Genomic DNA, 17,731 nt, shown 5'->3' on the forward strand with positions numbered 1-17,731 from the left:
AAACCTTGAGGCATATATAGCTTCAAGGTTTTTTGTTTATCATATGCTTTTGTTCGAACATATTTAAAATAGATAAAGGAGATGCAAAGAGAGTGAGAAACAAAATATCTGTGTTTTTATTTACTTTATTCATCATATTATCTCAACATTTGCCTGCTTTTGCAGAAGAAATCGATCAAGCCGCAGAACATGCAAAACAGTTTGGTTTTTGGACATTAATCCCGCCATTGATTGCAATCATATTAGCTTTTATTACAAAAAATGTTGTGTTGTCGCTATTTATCGGCGTCTTTTCAGGAGCATTTTTGTTACAACTTACATCGTATAATGTTTTAGGTGCCTTATTTCAGGGATTGCTTCAGGTTGTACAATATATTTTGACATCTTTAGCAGACCCTTGGAATGCTGGAATTATCCTTCAAGTTTTAGCAATTGGTGGGCTAATCGCCTTAGTTACAAAGATGGGTGGGGCAAGAGCGGTAGCTGAATCGTTAGCAAAAAAAGCAAAATCCCCAAGAAGTTCACAAGTGATTACTTGGCTTTTAGGCATACTGGTCTTTTTTGATGACTATGCGAATTCACTCATTGTTGGACCGATTATGCGTCCTGTTACAGATAAATTACGAGTGTCAAGAGAAAAGCTTTCATTTATTATTGATGCCACTGCAGCGCCAATAGCGGGTATTGCATTAGTTTCTACTTGGATTGGCTATGAAGTAGGGTTAATTAAAGATGCATATTCTTCAATTGGGCAAGATGTCAATGCTTATGGTGTCTTTATGGATACAATCCCTTTTCGATTTTATAATATTTTATTATTAGTCTTTGTTGTAGCTACGGCATTATTTATGAGAGAATTTGGCTCGATGTATCAGGCAGAACGTCGAGCAAGAACAACAGGAAAAGTATTAGCGGATACAGCAAAACCAATGGCAACTGATGATAAAGATGTTCAGCCAAAAGAGGGTATCCAATTAAATATATGGAATGCAATTATTCCCATCGGGCTTTTAATGATTCTATCCTTTGGTGGCTTTTACTACAATGGGTACATGGCGATCATGGGTGGAGAGGATGAGGCTGTAAAACAACTGATTCAATCTAGTCCATTATCCTTTGCAGCCATTCGTGAGACTTTTGGATCATCTGATGCAAGTGTAGTATTATTCCAGGCTGCTCTTTTTGCAAGTATTGTGGCCATGATCATGGGTATTAGAAAGAAGATCTTTACCGTTTCGGAAGCGATTGAAACATGGATTAACGGAATGAAGTCTCTTTTGATCACTGGGGTTATTTTACTATTAGCGTGGTCCTTAAGTAGTACAATGAAAGAATTAGGTACAGCAAAATATCTTGTTGGTCTATTATCTGATACCCTACCAGCATTTGCTTTACCAGCGATTATCTTTATTTTTGGAGCAATTATTTCATTTGCAACTGGTACATCTTATGGTACGATGGGTATCTTAATGCCGTTAACTATTCCATTGGCAGCTGCATTATCTTCAGACCCTAATTTTATTATCATGAGCGCAGGAGCAGTATTAACAGGTGCAATTTTTGGCGACCATGTTTCTCCTATCTCAGATACAACGATCCTATCTTCGATGGGAGCAGGTAGTGACCATTTAGACCATGTAAGAACCCAATTAGATTATGCGATTCCAATAGCTATTTTAACTATTTTCTTAGGTTATTTACCTGTCGGATTAGGACTATCAGTTTGGTTTACACTTCCAATCGGTATCCTTGGTGTAATCTTGTTAGTTCGCTTTGCAGGAAAACCAGTTGAAAATTAATATAGCCGACAAATTTCCTTACTCCCACTTTTAAAAGTGGGAGTAATCATTTTTACGGTGAAATATAGGAAGGATTTCCCCTTGACCTTTTAAAGAAATTAAGGGAAACTTATAATAACTTGTACAACCTTAAGCGCACATAGATGTGGGAGAAAAAATTGGGGTGAGAAATATTGAGATGTCCTTACTGCAATTATAATGGGACAAGAGTATTAGACTCTCGACCGATCAATGATGGAAAATCCATACGAAGAAGAAGAGAATGCGATTCATGTAATAGAAGGTTTAATACCTATGAAGAAGTAGAAGAAACACCCATTTTAGTCATTAAAAAAGATGGAAGTCGTGAAGAATTTAGTAGAGAAAAAGTGCTAAGAGGGCTTATTCGAGCATGTGAAAAAAGACCAGTGCCATTAGAAACGTTAGAAAATATGGTGGCAAATATTGAAAGAGAATTAAGAAATGATTTGAAATCAGAAGTTGACAGCAGAGTCATTGGTGAAATGGTGATGGAAAAACTATATCAGATTGATGAAATTTCCTATGTTCGTTTTGCCTCAGTCTATCGCCAGTTTAAAGATATTAATGTATTTATTCAAGAGATTTCTGAGTTACTGCGAAAAGGATGAAGAGAATCCCCTCCAATTCGGAGGGGATTTAAATAATGTGATATTATGAGCAAGTTGAACCAAAAGTAGATCTAACAGTAAAGCCACTTCCCCAGCGGGAATCACGAAAATCTACTTCAACATCGCCTATATTTTCAAGCTCTTTAGCATTGACGACCACTTTAAAGTTCTCATATTCGAAAACTTTATCTTCTTCATTTGGCTCATCCAGAGCCAATCCCAAGGATGGACCGCCTCAGCCAAAACCAGCAATATATACACGGATTGCTGCGCTACTTTGTTTCTCTTTCAGTAACTCTTCAAGCTTATCCTTTGCACTTGGTGTTACGGAAACCATATCATTACCTCCCCTTCTCAATGTTTAAGCATCTAGTTGTGAGTTAAATACCCATAAAGGTATTATATATGGATTGGTTTGGAGAAACAAGTGTTGTTTTTGTTAAGTTAGAGTGATGGTATAATAAAGATAAGCTTTTTATAAAAGGGGTTGATTTAGAATGTCTTACATCTTCAATGAAATTACACCACAGGATTCTTATATTATAAGATTACCTAATTCAATCGAAACTACCCAATTTTCTTACATGATTGAGTTATATCAACCCATTATTGGCACAGAGGCTCTAAGTTTATATTTAACCTTCATTTATCACCTTCCTTTAGGACAGGCAGGTGTTTCAATACCAAATCTGCATAGAGGTTTAATGACACAACTTCAGCTTTCCTTTCCAACGATTATTAAAGCGAGAAAAGTTTTGGAGGCTGTTGGTCTTTTAGAGACTATAAAGTATAAACACGTTGAAAAAAATGAACATATCTTTGAATATACCCTATTTCCACCACTACATCCTATCCAATTTTTTCAGAGTGACGTTTTAAGCCTATTGTTGTTAAATCGATTAGGGAAGTCAGCTTTTCAAACCTTAAAATCTAAGTTGACACCAAACTTAAATTGGAACCATGGGTACTACATATTTGCTGAGAAAATAACCAAGTCATTTGATGAAGTTTTTGATACTGTTTTAGCCTCTGAATTCAAGATAAAACCAGGTTCTGAAATAGAGCAATTGATTCAACCGCTCGAATATCAGGAAGAGAAAAAACAATCACCTAAACTAGATATTAAGAAAAAATATCTTGATATTGATTTTATAAAAGGAATGGGTAGTTCCATCTATCCCTTAGAAAAAATCATCGATTCAGATTTAGAAAAACTTTTACATGAATTAGCTTTCCTTTATCAATTATCTGAAACTGACATGATCAATCTATTAAAGGATCATACCATTTATGATTCAACTGGAAAAATTGATAAGCAGTCACTCAGAAAAAGGGTAAAAGAGCGAGTTCAATTTGCTGAAAAGGAAGTTGTCATTGTTCAAAAAGAACAGCTGGTTGATGAAAAAAAACAGAAATCAGCCCACAATCTTAGTAAAGCAGAGCAACATCAATGGGAATTAGAACATTTAACTCCTATAGAACTAATGAAACAATATCAAGGTGGTGGAAAGATAGCAGAAGCAGATTTAAACTTAATTGAAGGACTGTTAATTGATTATCAATTGCCATCAGGAGTAGTAAATGTATTAATAGAATATATTATGTTGACTAATGAATATAAACTTCCTAAGAATTTAACGGAAAAGATCGCGGGGCATTGGAAACGTCTAAAAATCAAAACCGTAAATGAAGCGCAAAATGTGGCCAAGAAGGAGCATCAATTGTATAAAGAATGGAAAGAGGTAAAAAAAGGTTCAAAGAATGCAGCCAAGAAAGCTTTTACTTCCACAAAGTCGGGAAAGAAAGAGAAGATACCAGATTATATTTTACAGCAAGAAGAAAAGTATCATCAGAAAGAGAATACAACTGACTCTATAGATAAAGAAAGTCAGGATGAAATCAATCAATTGTTAAGGAAATTAGGAGAAATTTAATGAGGGGAGAGATGATAATATGGATCCTTTAAGTCAAATCATAGGTGAATTAATACCCAACTTAAGCGTTAATAAGCAAAAATGGGTTCGTTATTTTGAACAACATCCAGAATTACAGTCACTTTTTCAAACAAACGAACTCTCTAAAGAGATGATTCTTCCTTCATTAAATCAACTTTATCAATATATCGAGGATAAAAAGAATTGTTCCCTCTGCATTGGAATTGATAATTGTCCAAATTTATTAAAAGGGCATTATACGACTTTAAAATTTGAATATGGCCAAATTCAAAGTATATTAACAAAATGCCAAAAGTTACTTAACCAAGAAGAAGAGGAATATAAAAATCAATTATTTAAGAGCCAATATATTCCAAAGGAAGTTTTGAAGGCTTCTTTTAAAGAGATTGATCAAACGTTAGGACGTAAAGAAGCCCTTATGGGATTATTAAAATTTATTGACCTTTATCAATCTGGTCAAAAACGAAAAGGAATCTATTTATATGGTCCGCTCGGAGTTGGAAAAAGTCACATGTTGGCAGCGACTGCGAAGAAATTAGCAGAAAATAAAATTTCCACTTTAATGATCTATGTACCTGATTTTTTTAGAGAAATGAAAAGTTCTATCCAAGACCAAACCTTAAATGAAAAAATGAAGCTTTTACAAGAGGTTGAGGTTCTAATCTTAGACGATATTGGAGCAGAAACGATTTCTCAATGGGAAAGAGACGAAATACTAGGAGCCATCTTACAAGCTAGGGTAGTAAAAGGGTTGCCTATCTTATATTCCTCTAATTTAAATTATGATGATTTAGAAGAGCATCTGGCCTATTCAAATAAAGGTGGAGTGGAAAGCTTAAAGGCCAAAAGAATTATGGAAAGAATTCGGCATTATACAGTGCCTTACTTTGTCGATGGACCTAACAGAAGAATGTTGGAATGACCCCTTTGATGCGAATTTTTTAGGTTTGAAAGTGTTGAATGTAAATGAAGAGGATGCTATAATAATTTTTGTCTTAAGAATGGGGCATTAGCTCAGCTGGGAGAGCGCTACACTGGCAGTGTAGAGGTCAGGGGTTCGAGCCCCCTATGCTCCACCATGAAAAAAACCAATATCAGCAAGGGTTTGTACGAGATGCATCCCTTGCTTTTTTTATGCAAAAAAGAAGGATTGCAACCATTTTGCAACCCTTTTGCAGGCTAAAGCGAATCGATGTTCTTATTTTTAGTTTTAAAAAGTGATTCTCCAAATCGTTTAGCCGCTTCTTCTTGAAGCCCTGGAAGTACGTGACTATAAGTATCTAGTGTTACTTTTATATTCGCGTGACCAAGTCTTTCTTGGACAATTTTTGGATGCACCCCTTGTTTTAATAGTAAGGTTGCATGAGTGTGTCTAAGGTCATGAAAACGAATTTTGGGAACATTACACTTCTCTAATAAACGGTTCCAAGTTCGTCTAAGATTAGATGGTAACATCTTTGTACCTATGGATGTACATACGATAAGATCATTATCTTGATACACCGGTCCTGCTTTCAGCTTTTCTTTTGCAATCATCAATTTGTGGCGCCTTAGTTGATCAATCACTTCAACAGGTAAAGCAATCGATCTTTTACCATTCGATGTCTTTGTCTCTTGAAATCGATCACCTGTATTAGAAAGTGTTTGGATAACTGAGATGGAATAGTTTTCAAAGTCAATATTCTTCCATCTAAGCCCTAATATCTCTCCTCGTCTCATACCAGTTGTGACAGCTAAGAGAAATGCGATATACAAACGTTCTTCTTTTGCTACTTCTAAGAAACTTCTAACTTCTTCTTCATTCCATACGGTCATTTCTGGTTTATTTAGTCTTGGTGCATCAATTACTCCCATGATATTTTTTGCAATATAGCCATACTGGACAGCTTTGTTTAAAGCCATCTTTAGAATCTTATGGATTTTTAATATTGTTGAATTAGAAAGCGTTTCGGAAAGCTCATCATAAAATTTGTTGATATGGACTTGGTTTAGTTTGTTTAGTTGATAGTGACCAATCTTTGGGATGATGTGAACTTTTGATAATATTTCGTAGCTTTCATACGTTGAGTTTCTTACATTCTTTTTCTTTTCTATGAGCCATTGTTGAATAAATGAAGCTAATGTCTCTTTAGATGGTTCAACATAGGTACCGGTATTCAGCTCATGTATTTTTTGTGCCATTGATTTTTCTGCAGCTTTTTTTGTATCGTATCCTGAAAACCACTTACGAATCCTTTTCCCTGTTTTTTCGTCTCTACCTACGTCAACTACAAAAACCCATTTAGATCCACGCTTTCGCACGTGTCCTTTCATTGTATCTCCCCCTAAATCTTTCTCTCTTTATAAGCATATCTTCTGCATTGATTGTTTTAATTTCGCCAGTTTCAGGCTTAATAAAATATAAACAGGTTCCGATGATATTCAATTCATCCGGATAAACTACAATATCCTCAACACCATCAGCAAGTAAATGTATGGATTCATCTTCTCGTTGAGTGAATACCCTAGCCACCATTTCATCATCCATTACTGCGACAACGAGCTGAATAGGAGAGGATACCCATCTCACTCTTTCTACAAGTAAAATATCCCCTTGATCAATCCCAAGCGAATTTAAGCCATAATCATTAATTTGTAGAGCGTAGTCAACATTGATTGGATAGTTTGCCTCGACCATACCCATCTCGTATGCATCATATAAGCCCCGCTTAGTCAGAGATGATATGTTAGAACGAATTTCTATTAGCATTTGGCTTCCTCCTTAATGGTAAGTATATTTTTTATTCCAGCACCCTTCTGGTAAAAGTAGACCTTATTTTCCCTTACTTCGGTAAAATCAGCCTGGTATCTTTTCTTCAATGTATATTCATATTCGATCATAGATTGAAACTGCTCATCTAATTTTGATTGCAAAAGGTTGCGCTCTATCTTTGCAAGTTTCTTCTTAGCAAACTCTAACGTTACATTGAAGGTGTCAGATATATATTTGATTGCCGCAAGCTTCGATTGTGGGAGCGAGAAATTCAATAACATGAAAGTAGGGATACAGAATTCAAGTGCGAAATTATCTGCCTTAACTTCTTGGAATTGTACAAAACTCTCAGGAAGCAACATTTGATTTCCGGACTGTCTAAGAATATGAGCCATTTCGTGGCCGAAGTCTTCCAATTGCTCAGCTACGGATAGACGGTTATCAACGATGATGCTAGCCAATCCTTTACGTTCGATTGCTCTACTTGACATATTTTCAAAGTAAATCCAAATGTTTAACTTAGCTGCAATATCATTCATATCTAATTGATACGGTTCTGTTATTTCTAGTTGCAGATAAAAATCTTTTATCCATTTTTCTAACGGTGTTAACTTATAATTGTACAATTTTTACTCCCCCCTTACTACAAACATTTGTTCTGTTTTTAGTGTAAAAGAAAAGCTCTCGAAAGAGAGTTTATAAGAAAATATGTTCGTATATATTATAAAACAAAAAGCCCACGAATGGGCTATAAATTTTTTAAAAATTATACATATTGTAACTGAGGATATTCATTCCAGACTCTATCGTCTAGTAGTCTGCCGTTTCGATGTTTCTGTACGCCGCCCCATTGTTTAAAGAAGAAGGCAACCCCTTGATTGTGAGCTTGATCCCGTATTGAACGAACCCATTCAGCTTTCATAGGCCTAGCTCCCGGACCAGATTCTCCACCAACTATAATCCAATGAATATTATCTAGATTTAGATTATTTAATGGTCCAATCAATGGCTCACATGACAAAAACTTCACTTGTGCAGGCGTATTCCTTAGGTGGTCGATTCGCTCAATAACTCTTTCATCCTCAACACTTACTCCCATCCAAACATTAGAAGGCCATGGTAAGAGAGGAGCTAATTCAAGTAAACGCTCAGAACGTTTTGTTAGCACTTGGAAAGTGTGCCAAGATGCTTTTTCCATTGTTTGAAATACCTTAAGGATAAATTCAAATGGGACATCATCATGGAATAAGTCAGACATAGAATTAACAAAGATTCTTTTGGGCTTTTTCCATTTAAGGGGTAGATCTATTAGATCATAGTGTAACGTAACATTAAACCCATTTTTATAACGATGGTTGTCCATCATATATAATCTTTTTGCCATGCGTTCCGCATAACAATGCCTACATCCTTCTGAAATCTTGGTACATCCAGTGACAGGATTCCACGTGGCTTCTGTCCATTCAATTGATGATGATCCAGCCATAAAAACATCTCCCTTCAAGAAGATTATACCATAAAACCAAAACGAACAAAAGTTCTATTTTGGCAAAGTTTATATGTCTAGTGAGATTTGAGGATTTTGTTGCTTATAAACCCAATCCATTATTTTTTTACCTGCTGCGTTTTTGCCAACCCATATCATATAGTAAAGATATTGACCAGTCGTATTTTTAAAGACTTCTGATACGTTGCAATAACTATATCCGAGCTTTTCAAGTCTAGATTTGTAGAGATTAAGTAGCTCAGATAAAAGGTAAAGACGATCATTTGAAGTGTATATATCGTACCACTCATCGGTTCCGAAGAAATTATTAAGGCGTCCTTTTTGCCAATCTTTTAATTCATCTTTGTCATTTGGTAGATATCTTGCAATTGTCATATGATAAGGATAAAGAATAAAGAGTTCTGTTTTCCAATTTGCAAGACTTTCTATGGTTTTCCAGTTTAATTGGTCTCCTGATGGATCTAAAAAGACAAATGTAGGGGCTTTTGGATGAATTCCTTTCATTATCTCTGGGAGTATTATGTTTGTATCACCTTGATGTACTTTTGCTTTATGTTCAGTGGAAAAATCTTTTACCAATCTTTTTAAGTTACTTACTCGATCTGGATCCATTTCAACAAAATGAAGTCCTGTAAAATCATTGGCATATTTTAATGCAATTGTCGCAGACCCTGGGACGTACTCACCAGTTTCTCGGTGTATCCATTCACCATTTCCTGCAAATCCATCTATGTAATAACGATGTAACGCTCTTTTGGTAGCATTTACAAATATAGGTAAATATTTTTCAAGAAAAGCTAACTTATCAATTGACCATTCACCAATTGTATTATCTTTACCACCATAAGCCATTAGCTAATTTCCCCCTTATTTTATATACTATATACACAAAGCGGCATCCTATGGATGCCGGTTTTCTCTGATGTATTGTATTATTTTATTTTTTAAATCAAAATCTATGATTTAGGATACTTTTTTTACAATGTCTAAAGTTTAAGCTAAATCTACAATCCGCAAATCTTCTATCTGATCCCAAAAATCATTTTCATGAACGATTAAAATTTTCTGCCCTGCTTTACGAAGTTGCATAGCTTTTTCAACTTTTCTGCCATAACATGAAAATGCCCAAGCAGGGTTTCCTAAGTCGCCAACTATTAAATAATTAGTAGATTGAGTAACTCTATCATTAAATCGTCCACCAAGTGATCTTATTTGCTCTTTTATTTTATTTCTTGTGCTACGAGATGAAGCACCAGTAAAACAAAAACTTTTGCCTTTAATTTTAATTTCAGGACAAATTGCAGCTATTCCACTTATTTTTATTTCTTTTTTTAATTCCAGATCCAACTTATTTATGTTATAGGATGATTGGGTATCAATAAATTCTGTAAAAAATACTTCTAGTAGTTTCTTTTCTTGTTCATCTAATTTACCATCAGCTAAAACTGAAACTACGAGACTGTATACCTCATCATAAGGGAAGGTACTAGCTAAATGTTCATTTTCATTTAACCAATCTTTAAGTCCACTTATTTCTTCTTGGTTAATTTCATTATCTGATAATATTCCATGAAGTAATCCTTGCAATCGTTGAATATCTGATGTAATGACATCGAAATATTGATTGCCAGCTTTACAGTTATTGCACACCCATAAAATATCTTCTCTTTCTTCGATCGTTATTTCATTATCAGCAATTGATTGTTCTATTAAAGGGATAAGTTCTTTGAATGGGGATTTATGTAAGAAACGTCGATGCAAAATACACCAGTGATTTAATTCCTCAATCTCTTTAGAGTTAATCTTCGTATCTAAAGCAATTCCTTTAAGTATTCCTTCAAGTGTATGAATTGCTTTGTCAAATTCACTTTTAGATGTAAACCTTCTATACTCCATTGCTTCATATGAACCCATTGTAACCCCTCCTATATATTTTTGGCATAATCTGATCTATTTCGACATTCCCCTTTAAAAGCACGAAAACGACTCCGAGTAGGTAGTCGTTTCTTCGATGTATTATAGTTTATTTTTGCTTATCCCCAGGCTTTCGATCCTTCTCTTGCTCGAGTAAGAACTTCATGAAGTCTCGGAGTTGCTTTTTCTTTTCTTCTGGAGCACTTAGATAGTCTTTGAAGAAAATTCCGTTTTCTGGGTCGTTTAGGAGTTTTTTTATTTCTTCATCTAGTTCATCATGTGAGGAAGAAGTAGAATCACGACCTAGAAGCCAATCGGTTGAAACTCCAAAAAGATCAGCAATTTTATTTACAGTTTCTAATGGAGGCTGTTTAGTTCCATTTTCATATGCAGTATAAGTAGACCGAGCAACACCGATAAGATCTGCTACATACTCTTGAGTCCATTTAGAATCCGAACTCTTCTTTTTTTCTCTTATGTTTTTCAACCGCTTTCCAAACATATTCACACAACCACCATTATAATATTTTATTTTTATAACTTTCTTTCCATTATAATGTTACTTTTAGAAACTTTAAATGTTTGTTCCAAAAAGTATAATTTAAGTGTTGACATGTTACTTTAGGGAACATATAATAAAGATAAAGATGTTACTTAAAAGAACAATTCGGAGGTGAAATGAATTGAGAAAATGGCTTAAAGAAAAACGTATTGCAAAGGGGTTAACGCAAACCCAAGTTGCCGATAGGTGTAAAATATCTAGAAGCTACTATACTCACATAGAGAATGGTACAAAAACCCCAACTGTTCCTATTGCAAAACTAATAGGTTTAGAACTTGATGTTAACTGGACTCTTTTTTTTAAAGATGAATGTTCCTTTAAAGAACATAAAACATCAACCGCATAGGGGGTGAATACGTATGAATCAACTTCAACAAGTATTCAATTATCAAAACCATCAAGTTCGAACAGTCATCATAAATGATGAACCGTGGTTTGTTGCTAAAGATGTCTGTGACGTACTAAACCATTCGAATCATAAAGTGGCCGTTTCTAGACTTGATGAAGATGAGGTAAGTAAAGTTTACCTCACCGATTCACTTGGCAGAGAACAGAATACAACAATTGTAAATGAATCAGGGTTATATGCTTTGATCATGACCAGCAATAAACATGAAGCAAAACAATTCAAAAGATGGATTACTCATGAAGTAATTCCATCAATTCGAAAAACAGGATCATATTCTATTCAAAAATATCAACTACCGCAAACTTTCTCGGAAGCACTTCGATTACTAGCTGATGAAGTTGAAGCAAGAGAAAGACTAGAACAACAGCTTAAAATTACAGCTCCTAAAGCAGAAATGTTTGATGTAATCGCTAGCGCTGATAATGCTCAAACCATGAGCGCAGTGGCAAAATCGTTCAACTGGGGTAGAAACAAGATGTTTGCGTTTCTACGTGAACAGAAAGTATTACGTCACAACAACGAGCCTTACCAAGAGTACATAGATCGTGGCTATTTCAGCGTAAGGCAAGTTCCTATCGTTCGAAGTAATCGAACTGATAATAAGGTACAGACTCTTGTTACTGCTAAAGGCATTGAATTCATTGGTAGACTGCTTCAAAAACAAGGTTTACTTCAACAAGCAAAGTAAGGTGGTGAAACCATGGATTCATTTGAGAATATGCTACGTAAGATCATCCGCGAAGAACTAACAAAGATGAAAGAAGAACTTAAAGCTGAGATAGTACAGGCTCAACAAACGAATGGATATCCGCCAGTAATCACTGTGAAAGAAGCTAAAGAGATACTGAAAGTTGGAACTACTACAATGTATGAGATCACCAAGCATCCAACGTTTCCGGCTATCAGAACCAGTGACAGTCCGAAGGCACATATCAAGATACCAACTCAGAAGTTTTTAGATTGGATCCAAGAGCACGCACATGAATTCAATCTGAGTGCCTAGAAAGGGGGTGAATCATTTGGAACTAATGCCATTTTCAGCAGTACAGTTTCTTTATAACGGAATATCTAAGCAAATCGATTGTGTTGAACAATTAATAGACGATTTCGGCAATGATGATCTGATTGAAAAACAAATGAAAGGTATCTACGAAGCAATCCAATATTACCGTGAGAACGCAATTATATCCGCTAGCCATCTAGAAGAAAAGTTCGAACAGTTAAAAGCTAAGTATGTCGCATTGGTAAGTGAGAAAGAAGGCTCCTATTAGGGAACCGTACATGGACAAGCCCACGGGTGAGGGGCACAGGTTAATAATACATCTAGAGTTCATCCTAGGGCGGTAAATGAGAGGAGGTGAAAACATGTCGGTTGGTAAGGTATTAAAAGAGACACGAGGGCAAGAATCACAACTTCAAGTTTCATTCGATCTGAATGTAAGTCGTGAAAGTATCTCGGCTTATGAGACTGAAAGAGCAAAGATACCAGTGGATGTGTCGCAAAATATCGTCAAGAAGTTTGACAATCCTTGGTTTGCCATGGAAGTTGCTAATGAGTATACAGCAGGAACATGGGTACGAAAGCTTGATGGAGAATTTGTAGATCTACATAGAGCAAGCGTGAAAGCCAAGACGGAAGAGGAGTTACAGGAGGCTATTGAAGCATTAAGAGGAATTTCGGTAGTCAACTTAGCAAATTCCGTTAGTCCATCCGAGTTAGAAAAGATTAAAAAAACTTTGTTACAGGTAATCGATGCAATTTATGCGGCAAGTCATTTAGTGGCGATATTAACAAAAGAGTATGGGTTCAGTTGGATTAAGCTCTGGCATGAACACTTCAAAAAGTTACAAGAAAGACATTACGTGAGGGGATAAGGATGGTAAGCATGTTACTGCAAGCACTACGTGAAACAAACAACAACGATCTAGATACATTACACATTATTTTGGATTATGTGAGGAGGTATAAGAATGGGGAAGCTGATTGATGAAGTGCACTATTACTCTCGTGTTGTTAAGATGCTCAAGAACTCAAATGATCAAGAAGTAGCTGGAGCACTTAAGTATTACACTATGAGACTACGGCAAGTAAAAAGCCAATTAAAGGAGGCGATAGTATGAAAAAGTTATTCGTATTTGTTGGAAAGGCAAAGGACTTAAAAGCAGCCATTGAAGCTGAAATGGAAAAAGCCGCTGCTCTCGCAAAGCAAACGGCTTAAATCAATAAGGCTATTTAGTAAAACACCCAATTTAATTTTACTAGATAGCCCTCAAAAATTCAAATTAAACGGAGGGAATTATTAATGAACGCAACTGTTTTAACGATGACAAATGATATGAGTCGTGAGGAATGGCTCAAAGCAAGACGTAATGGAATTGGTGGCAGTGACGCTGCAGCGATTGCAGGTCTGAACAAATGGAAGTCTCCAGTGGCTGTCTACTTAGAGAAAACTGGAATGGTAGAAGTAGAAGAAGTAGTAAGTGAGGCAGCGTACTTTGGAACATTACTCGAAGATGTTGTAGCTCAGGAGTTTTCAAAGCGTACTGGTTTAAAAGTAAGAAGAAAAAATGCAATCCTTCAACATCCAGAGCATCCTTTCATGCTTGCAAATATCGATCGATTGATAGTTGGTGAAAACGTGGGTTTGGAGTGTAAGACCGCTTCTGAGTACATGAAGAACGAATGGAAGGATGACGAGATTCCTGCCGCTTATCTATTGCAAGTACAGCATTACATGGCTGTAACAGGTTATGAAGCGTGGTGGATCGCCGTGCTGATCGGTGGAAATAAGTTCATCTACAAGAAGATCGAACGCGATGAAGAAATCATTGAGTTTCTGATTAACATTGAAAAAGACTTCTGGGAGAATCATGTTCTTAAGCAAAATCCACCAATGTTCGATGGCTCTGAGGCATCTAGTAGTTTGCTTAAAACTTTATATCCAACAGCTGAACCTGATAGCGAGATAGAACTTGAAAGTGAAGCTGATGTATTGATTGAAGCTTTAGAAGAAGTCAGCGAAGAACTAAAGCAGCTAGAAGAAAAGAAAACAGAGTATGAGAATCGCTTAAAAGCCATGCTTGGTGAATATGAAAAAGGATTTTCTAATTACCATGTTATCACTTGGAAAACAGTAAACTCAACTAAATTTGATAGTAAAACATTCAAAAAAGATCATCCTGATCTGTTTGAAAAATACGCTAAGCAATCATCTTACCGTAGATTTTCAATCAAATAGAGATGTGAAGATAATGGACTCATTAGGGAAAATCAAAAAGATAGAAGAAGTTTTTGATCTAAAAGTTGATAATTATGGTTTCCGAAGAATGGGTGGTTACAAAGTAGAAACGGATGTTCATGTCATTCAGGTTTTAATCCAAAACTATCAATCCTGTTGTGAAAGTTGGGGATATTTTTCGAGTGATGATGATTTAAGCCATTTCGTAGGAGCTGAACTTAAAGAAATAGATCTGACTGATACAGCCTTGAATAAACAAAAAGTTGAAGAAAGTGATTACTACAGTGATGGCGGAGGAATACAATTCGTAGATTTCGTCACAACCAATGGAGTATTTCAATTAGCTGTATATAACGCTCATAACGGGTATTACGGCCACGATATTTTAGTATTAAAAGATAATGAGATTATTTTAGACGAAACTTTATAAAGTGAGGCGATTTACTATGGCAAAACCACAAGATGTAAAGAATCAGTTAGCAAACAGAGCAAACGGACAAGCTCCTACATCATCACCAGCCCAAACAATTGAGGCTTATTTAAAAGCAATGGCACCTAAAATTAAAGAAGCACTACCTAAACATATGGATATTGACCGTATGACTCGAATTGCTCTGACAACAATCAGAACAAATCCTAAATTGCTACAATGTTCCGTTCCTTCTTTAATGGGAGCTGTCATGCAAGCAGCGCAACTTGGATTGGAACCTAATCTAATTGGACACTGTTACATCATTCCTTACGGTCAAGAGGCCACTTTCATCATTGGATATAAAGGAATGATTGATCTAGCCCGTAGATCTGGTCATATTGAAAGCATTTATGCTCATGCAGTTTACGAGAATGATGATTTTGAATATGAGTATGGATTACACCCTAAACTCACTCACAAGCCTGCAATGAAAGAACGTGGGCAAATGGTTGGGGTATACGCAGTCGCTCATTTCAAAGATGGTGGATACCAGTTTGAATTTATGCCAATCGAAGAGATTGAGAAACGACGTCAACGTTCTAAGGCTTCAAAAAATGGCCCGTGGATCACGGACTACGAAGAGATGGCTAAAAAGACAGTAGTAAGGCATATGTGGAAGTACTTGCCTATCAGTATTGAGATTCAACAACAAGCATCACAAGATGAGGTTGTTCGGAAAGATATCACCAGTGATCCTGAGTACGTGGATGATGTAATTGATATTAGTCAACATCATGACATGGATCAAGTTGAACAAGCTGATCAAGAAACTGAAATCAATGAATTATTCGATGGACAGGTTTAATGTTTGAATATCAAATTCCATTCCCTTTTGAGTACAAGTGGATGGCCGCTGGAAACAAGAAACTTTATACATAGAAACGGTGGCAGCCGATGTCACCAAATTTTAGAAAGAAGGGTGAATAAAGTTGGCTGGAGCGTTTCAAACAAGTCGAGATATATTTAATCACCCTATATGGCAGGATGTTATGAAGTTTCGTATTTTCTTTTACATCTACGGAAATGCCGTATTTGCCGAAGAAGGCATTAAGGTTGGAAATGTCCATGTTAAACGAGGTCAATTCTTAAAATCATATCGGAATCTAATTGATGAACTAGCATATACCGAAAATCGGAAAATCAAAAAATATCCACTTTCTAGTGTTCAAAGAAAAATTAATCAATTAGTCGAAGAAAATCGATTGAAAATCGAAGAGACAGAACATGGAACACTATTCACAGTGGTAAATTACGAGTTATATCAAGGTTTAGACAACTACAAAACAACAACTTGGAACAGCGTTGGAACAGCGTTGGAACAGCGTTGGAACAATAATAAAAAAGAAAAGAAAGATAAAAAAGATAATGTTGTTGTTGAAGAAAGCGAAGAAAAAAATCAGCGAGATTGATAGAGCAAAAATTTCTCGAGCGAAAAGGCAGTGGATTTTTTATCTCGCCGAAAGAATTTGAACAAATCCAAAACATTATAACAGCGAATATTGACCTTGACGACGTGCTGCGGTGGATCGACGAAGCATTCGACACCTACAAGCCGAAGTTCCAAGGCGATACGATCAATTCATTCGGATATTGCTACAAGCAAATCATGCAAAAACACTACAACAAAACAGAAAGGAGGAAGCCAAATGCAAAAACTGGATCTGACAGAACTACAGATACGAGTGGACGAATTGAGGAAAGCTACTACGACCAATTTCCTGGACTCGTCAAAACAGTCAGAAACAACGTATGACTGTCCAAAGTGCAAGGACGCAGGGTTCATAGTAGACGGCTGGACAGCAAGAGAGTGTTCGTGTATGGAGCAAAAGCGACTAAATGCGCGCATTAAAAACGCGATGATTCCAGACGAATTCAAAGATGCTAGATTCGACACTTACAAGATTACGAACGATGCTCAAAAAACGCTATATGATGCAATGACTCAATATCTCAAAGAGTTTGCTGACATCAAAGATCAATCATCTAATAGCATTGGATTTATCGCTGCGTTTGGAGAGCAACGGTTAAAAGAAATCAAAGACAAAACGCTACGAGCGAAGATGAAGAAGATACATAACAACTTTGGGCTTGGCAAGACACATCTTCAAGTCGCTGCAGCAAAATGGTTGATGAGACATGGATATCCAACGCTTGTTGTGTCTGATGTTTCACTCATGGAAGATCTATCAGCATCAAGAACATATGATGATAACGGAATCGATTTCAATAAGATTCTAGGTGGAGTGATTCAAACACCTGTTCTTGTTTGGGACGACATTGGAAAAGTAAAAACGAGCGGATTTAGGCTAGATATGTACTATCAAATCATCAATGAGCGATATAAAACAAAAAGACCGATCATTTTTTCATCGAACGAAGACCTAGAGACGTTAACAGAAAAGATCGGTGATGCGGCTGCTAGTAAACTGTTCGGAATGTCTAAAGGACGAATATATGCAGTCGAAGGCGAAGACTTTAGATTGAAAGGGTGAG

At 36.1% G+C, this 17,731-nt stretch carries 23 protein-coding genes and 1 tRNA gene; 16 read left to right on the forward strand and 8 right to left on the reverse strand.

From position 1 onward, the window contains the following. Window positions 1-92 precede the first annotated feature (92 nt). Together U473_RS01440 and nrdR are read left to right on the forward strand one after the other, a co-directional pair. The gene (locus tag U473_RS01440) at window positions 93-1,799 is read left to right on the forward strand and encodes a Na+/H+ antiporter NhaC family protein (protein ID WP_082732307.1); all 1,707 of its coding nucleotides are present in this window, start codon (window positions 93-95) and stop codon (window positions 1,797-1,799) included. Window positions 1,800-1,972: 173 nt separating this feature from the next. Next, window positions 1,973-2,428, forward strand: coding sequence for a transcriptional regulator NrdR (gene nrdR / locus U473_RS01445; RefSeq protein WP_068722674.1), 456 nt, complete (start codon window positions 1,973-1,975; stop codon window positions 2,426-2,428). A gap of 43 nt (window positions 2,429-2,471) precedes the next feature. Here nrdR and U473_RS15600 read toward each other — a convergent pair whose 3' ends face one another. Then, complete coding sequence (locus U473_RS15600) at window positions 2,472-2,765, reverse strand: IscA/HesB family protein (RefSeq protein ID WP_399168555.1); 294 nt, start codon at window positions 2,763-2,765, stop codon at window positions 2,472-2,474. A 160-nt stretch (window positions 2,766-2,925) separates the two neighbouring features. Between U473_RS15600 and U473_RS01455 the strand changes: the two genes are divergently transcribed. The 3 genes from U473_RS01455 (at window position 2,926) to U473_RS01465 (ending at window position 5,462) form a co-directional block, all read left to right on the forward strand. Further along, the gene (locus U473_RS01455; protein WP_068722678.1) at window positions 2,926-4,362 is read left to right on the forward strand and encodes a DnaD domain protein; all 1,437 of its coding nucleotides are present in this window, start codon (window positions 2,926-2,928) and stop codon (window positions 4,360-4,362) included. A gap of 19 nt (window positions 4,363-4,381) precedes the next feature. Then, entirely contained in the window at window positions 4,382-5,305 is a 924-nt protein-coding gene (gene dnaI / locus U473_RS01460; protein WP_068722680.1) for a primosomal protein DnaI, read from the forward strand. A gap of 81 nt (window positions 5,306-5,386) precedes the next feature. Further along, a tRNA-Ala gene (locus U473_RS01465) sits at window positions 5,387-5,462 on the forward strand. A 100-nt stretch (window positions 5,463-5,562) separates the two neighbouring features. On the opposite strand, the gene U473_RS01470 is transcribed toward U473_RS01465, so the two are convergent. The 7 genes from U473_RS01470 to U473_RS01500 form a co-directional block, all read right to left on the reverse strand. Next, window positions 5,563-6,696, reverse strand: a complete 1,134-nt coding sequence (locus U473_RS01470) for a site-specific integrase (protein WP_068722682.1) — start codon at window positions 6,694-6,696, stop codon at window positions 5,563-5,565. Continuing rightward, the gene (locus tag U473_RS01475; RefSeq protein WP_068722685.1) at window positions 6,665-7,132 is read right to left on the reverse strand and encodes a S24 family peptidase; all 468 of its coding nucleotides are present in this window, start codon (window positions 7,130-7,132) and stop codon (window positions 6,665-6,667) included. The genes U473_RS01470 and U473_RS01475 overlap by 32 nt, the downstream gene beginning before the upstream one ends. After that, entirely contained in the window at window positions 7,126-7,761 is a 636-nt protein-coding gene (locus tag U473_RS01480) for an ImmA/IrrE family metallo-endopeptidase (protein WP_068722687.1), read from the reverse strand. The genes U473_RS01475 and U473_RS01480 overlap by 7 nt, the downstream gene beginning before the upstream one ends. A gap of 140 nt (window positions 7,762-7,901) precedes the next feature. Continuing rightward, a complete protein-coding gene (locus U473_RS01485; protein ID WP_068722689.1) occupies window positions 7,902-8,621 on the reverse strand; it encodes a DUF5131 family protein in 720 nt (239 codons plus the stop codon). 69 nt (window positions 8,622-8,690) lie between these two features. Further along, the gene (gene tcmP / locus U473_RS01490; RefSeq protein WP_068722691.1) at window positions 8,691-9,494 is read right to left on the reverse strand and encodes a three-Cys-motif partner protein TcmP; all 804 of its coding nucleotides are present in this window, start codon (window positions 9,492-9,494) and stop codon (window positions 8,691-8,693) included. 141 nt (window positions 9,495-9,635) lie between these two features. After that, a complete protein-coding gene (locus U473_RS01495) occupies window positions 9,636-10,556 on the reverse strand; it encodes a BRCT domain-containing protein (protein WP_068722692.1) in 921 nt (306 codons plus the stop codon). 109 nt (window positions 10,557-10,665) lie between these two features. After that, on the reverse strand, window positions 10,666-11,058 hold the full coding sequence (locus U473_RS01500) for a helix-turn-helix domain-containing protein (RefSeq protein WP_321164133.1): 393 nt from the start codon (window positions 11,056-11,058) through the stop codon (window positions 10,666-10,668). Window positions 11,059-11,239: 181 nt separating this feature from the next. Here U473_RS01500 and U473_RS01505 point away from each other — a divergent pair, with 181 nt between their 5' ends. The 11 genes from U473_RS01505 to U473_RS01550 all read left to right on the forward strand — a co-directional run bounded on the left by U473_RS01505 (window position 11,240) and on the right by U473_RS01550 (window position 17,730). Then, a complete protein-coding gene (locus U473_RS01505; protein ID WP_068722696.1) occupies window positions 11,240-11,464 on the forward strand; it encodes a helix-turn-helix transcriptional regulator in 225 nt (74 codons plus the stop codon). Window positions 11,465-11,477: 13 nt separating this feature from the next. Then, the gene (locus tag U473_RS01510) at window positions 11,478-12,215 is read left to right on the forward strand and encodes a BRO family protein (protein WP_068722698.1); all 738 of its coding nucleotides are present in this window, start codon (window positions 11,478-11,480) and stop codon (window positions 12,213-12,215) included. A gap of 12 nt (window positions 12,216-12,227) precedes the next feature. Then, window positions 12,228-12,530 carry a MerR family transcriptional regulator gene (locus U473_RS01515; RefSeq protein WP_068722700.1) on the forward strand — a complete coding sequence of 101 codons (303 nt, stop codon included), beginning with the start codon at window positions 12,228-12,230 and terminating at the stop codon, window positions 12,528-12,530. Window positions 12,531-12,546: 16 nt separating this feature from the next. Then, window positions 12,547-12,798, forward strand: coding sequence for a hypothetical protein (locus tag U473_RS01520; protein ID WP_068722702.1), 252 nt, complete (start codon window positions 12,547-12,549; stop codon window positions 12,796-12,798). 94 nt (window positions 12,799-12,892) lie between these two features. Further along, the gene (locus U473_RS01525; protein ID WP_068722704.1) at window positions 12,893-13,402 is read left to right on the forward strand and encodes a helix-turn-helix domain-containing protein; all 510 of its coding nucleotides are present in this window, start codon (window positions 12,893-12,895) and stop codon (window positions 13,400-13,402) included. A 96-nt stretch (window positions 13,403-13,498) separates the two neighbouring features. After that, complete coding sequence (locus U473_RS14675) at window positions 13,499-13,648, forward strand: hypothetical protein (protein WP_161937261.1); 150 nt, start codon at window positions 13,499-13,501, stop codon at window positions 13,646-13,648. Window positions 13,649-13,830: 182 nt separating this feature from the next. Continuing rightward, window positions 13,831-14,766, forward strand: coding sequence for a YqaJ viral recombinase family nuclease (locus U473_RS01530; RefSeq protein ID WP_068722706.1), 936 nt, complete (start codon window positions 13,831-13,833; stop codon window positions 14,764-14,766). Window positions 14,767-14,779: 13 nt separating this feature from the next. After that, window positions 14,780-15,196 carry a DUF7448 domain-containing protein gene (locus U473_RS01535; protein ID WP_068722708.1) on the forward strand — a complete coding sequence of 139 codons (417 nt, stop codon included), beginning with the start codon at window positions 14,780-14,782 and terminating at the stop codon, window positions 15,194-15,196. Window positions 15,197-15,212: 16 nt separating this feature from the next. Then, window positions 15,213-16,043 carry a recombination protein RecT gene (recT, locus tag U473_RS01540; protein ID WP_068722710.1) on the forward strand — a complete coding sequence of 277 codons (831 nt, stop codon included), beginning with the start codon at window positions 15,213-15,215 and terminating at the stop codon, window positions 16,041-16,043. Between the two features lie 124 nt (window positions 16,044-16,167). After that, window positions 16,168-16,647, forward strand: a complete 480-nt coding sequence (locus U473_RS01545; RefSeq protein ID WP_068722712.1) for a hypothetical protein — start codon at window positions 16,168-16,170, stop codon at window positions 16,645-16,647. A 408-nt stretch (window positions 16,648-17,055) separates the two neighbouring features. Continuing rightward, window positions 17,056-17,730 carry an ATP-binding protein gene (locus tag U473_RS01550; RefSeq protein ID WP_235589050.1) on the forward strand — a complete coding sequence of 225 codons (675 nt, stop codon included), beginning with the start codon at window positions 17,056-17,058 and terminating at the stop codon, window positions 17,728-17,730. Window position 17,731: the final 1 nt, after the last annotated feature.

The sequence above is a fragment of the Tepidibacillus decaturensis genome (genome assembly GCF_001561915.1).
Classification (GTDB): Bacteria; Bacillota; Bacilli; order Tepidibacillales; family Tepidibacillaceae; genus Tepidibacillus_B; species Tepidibacillus_B infernus.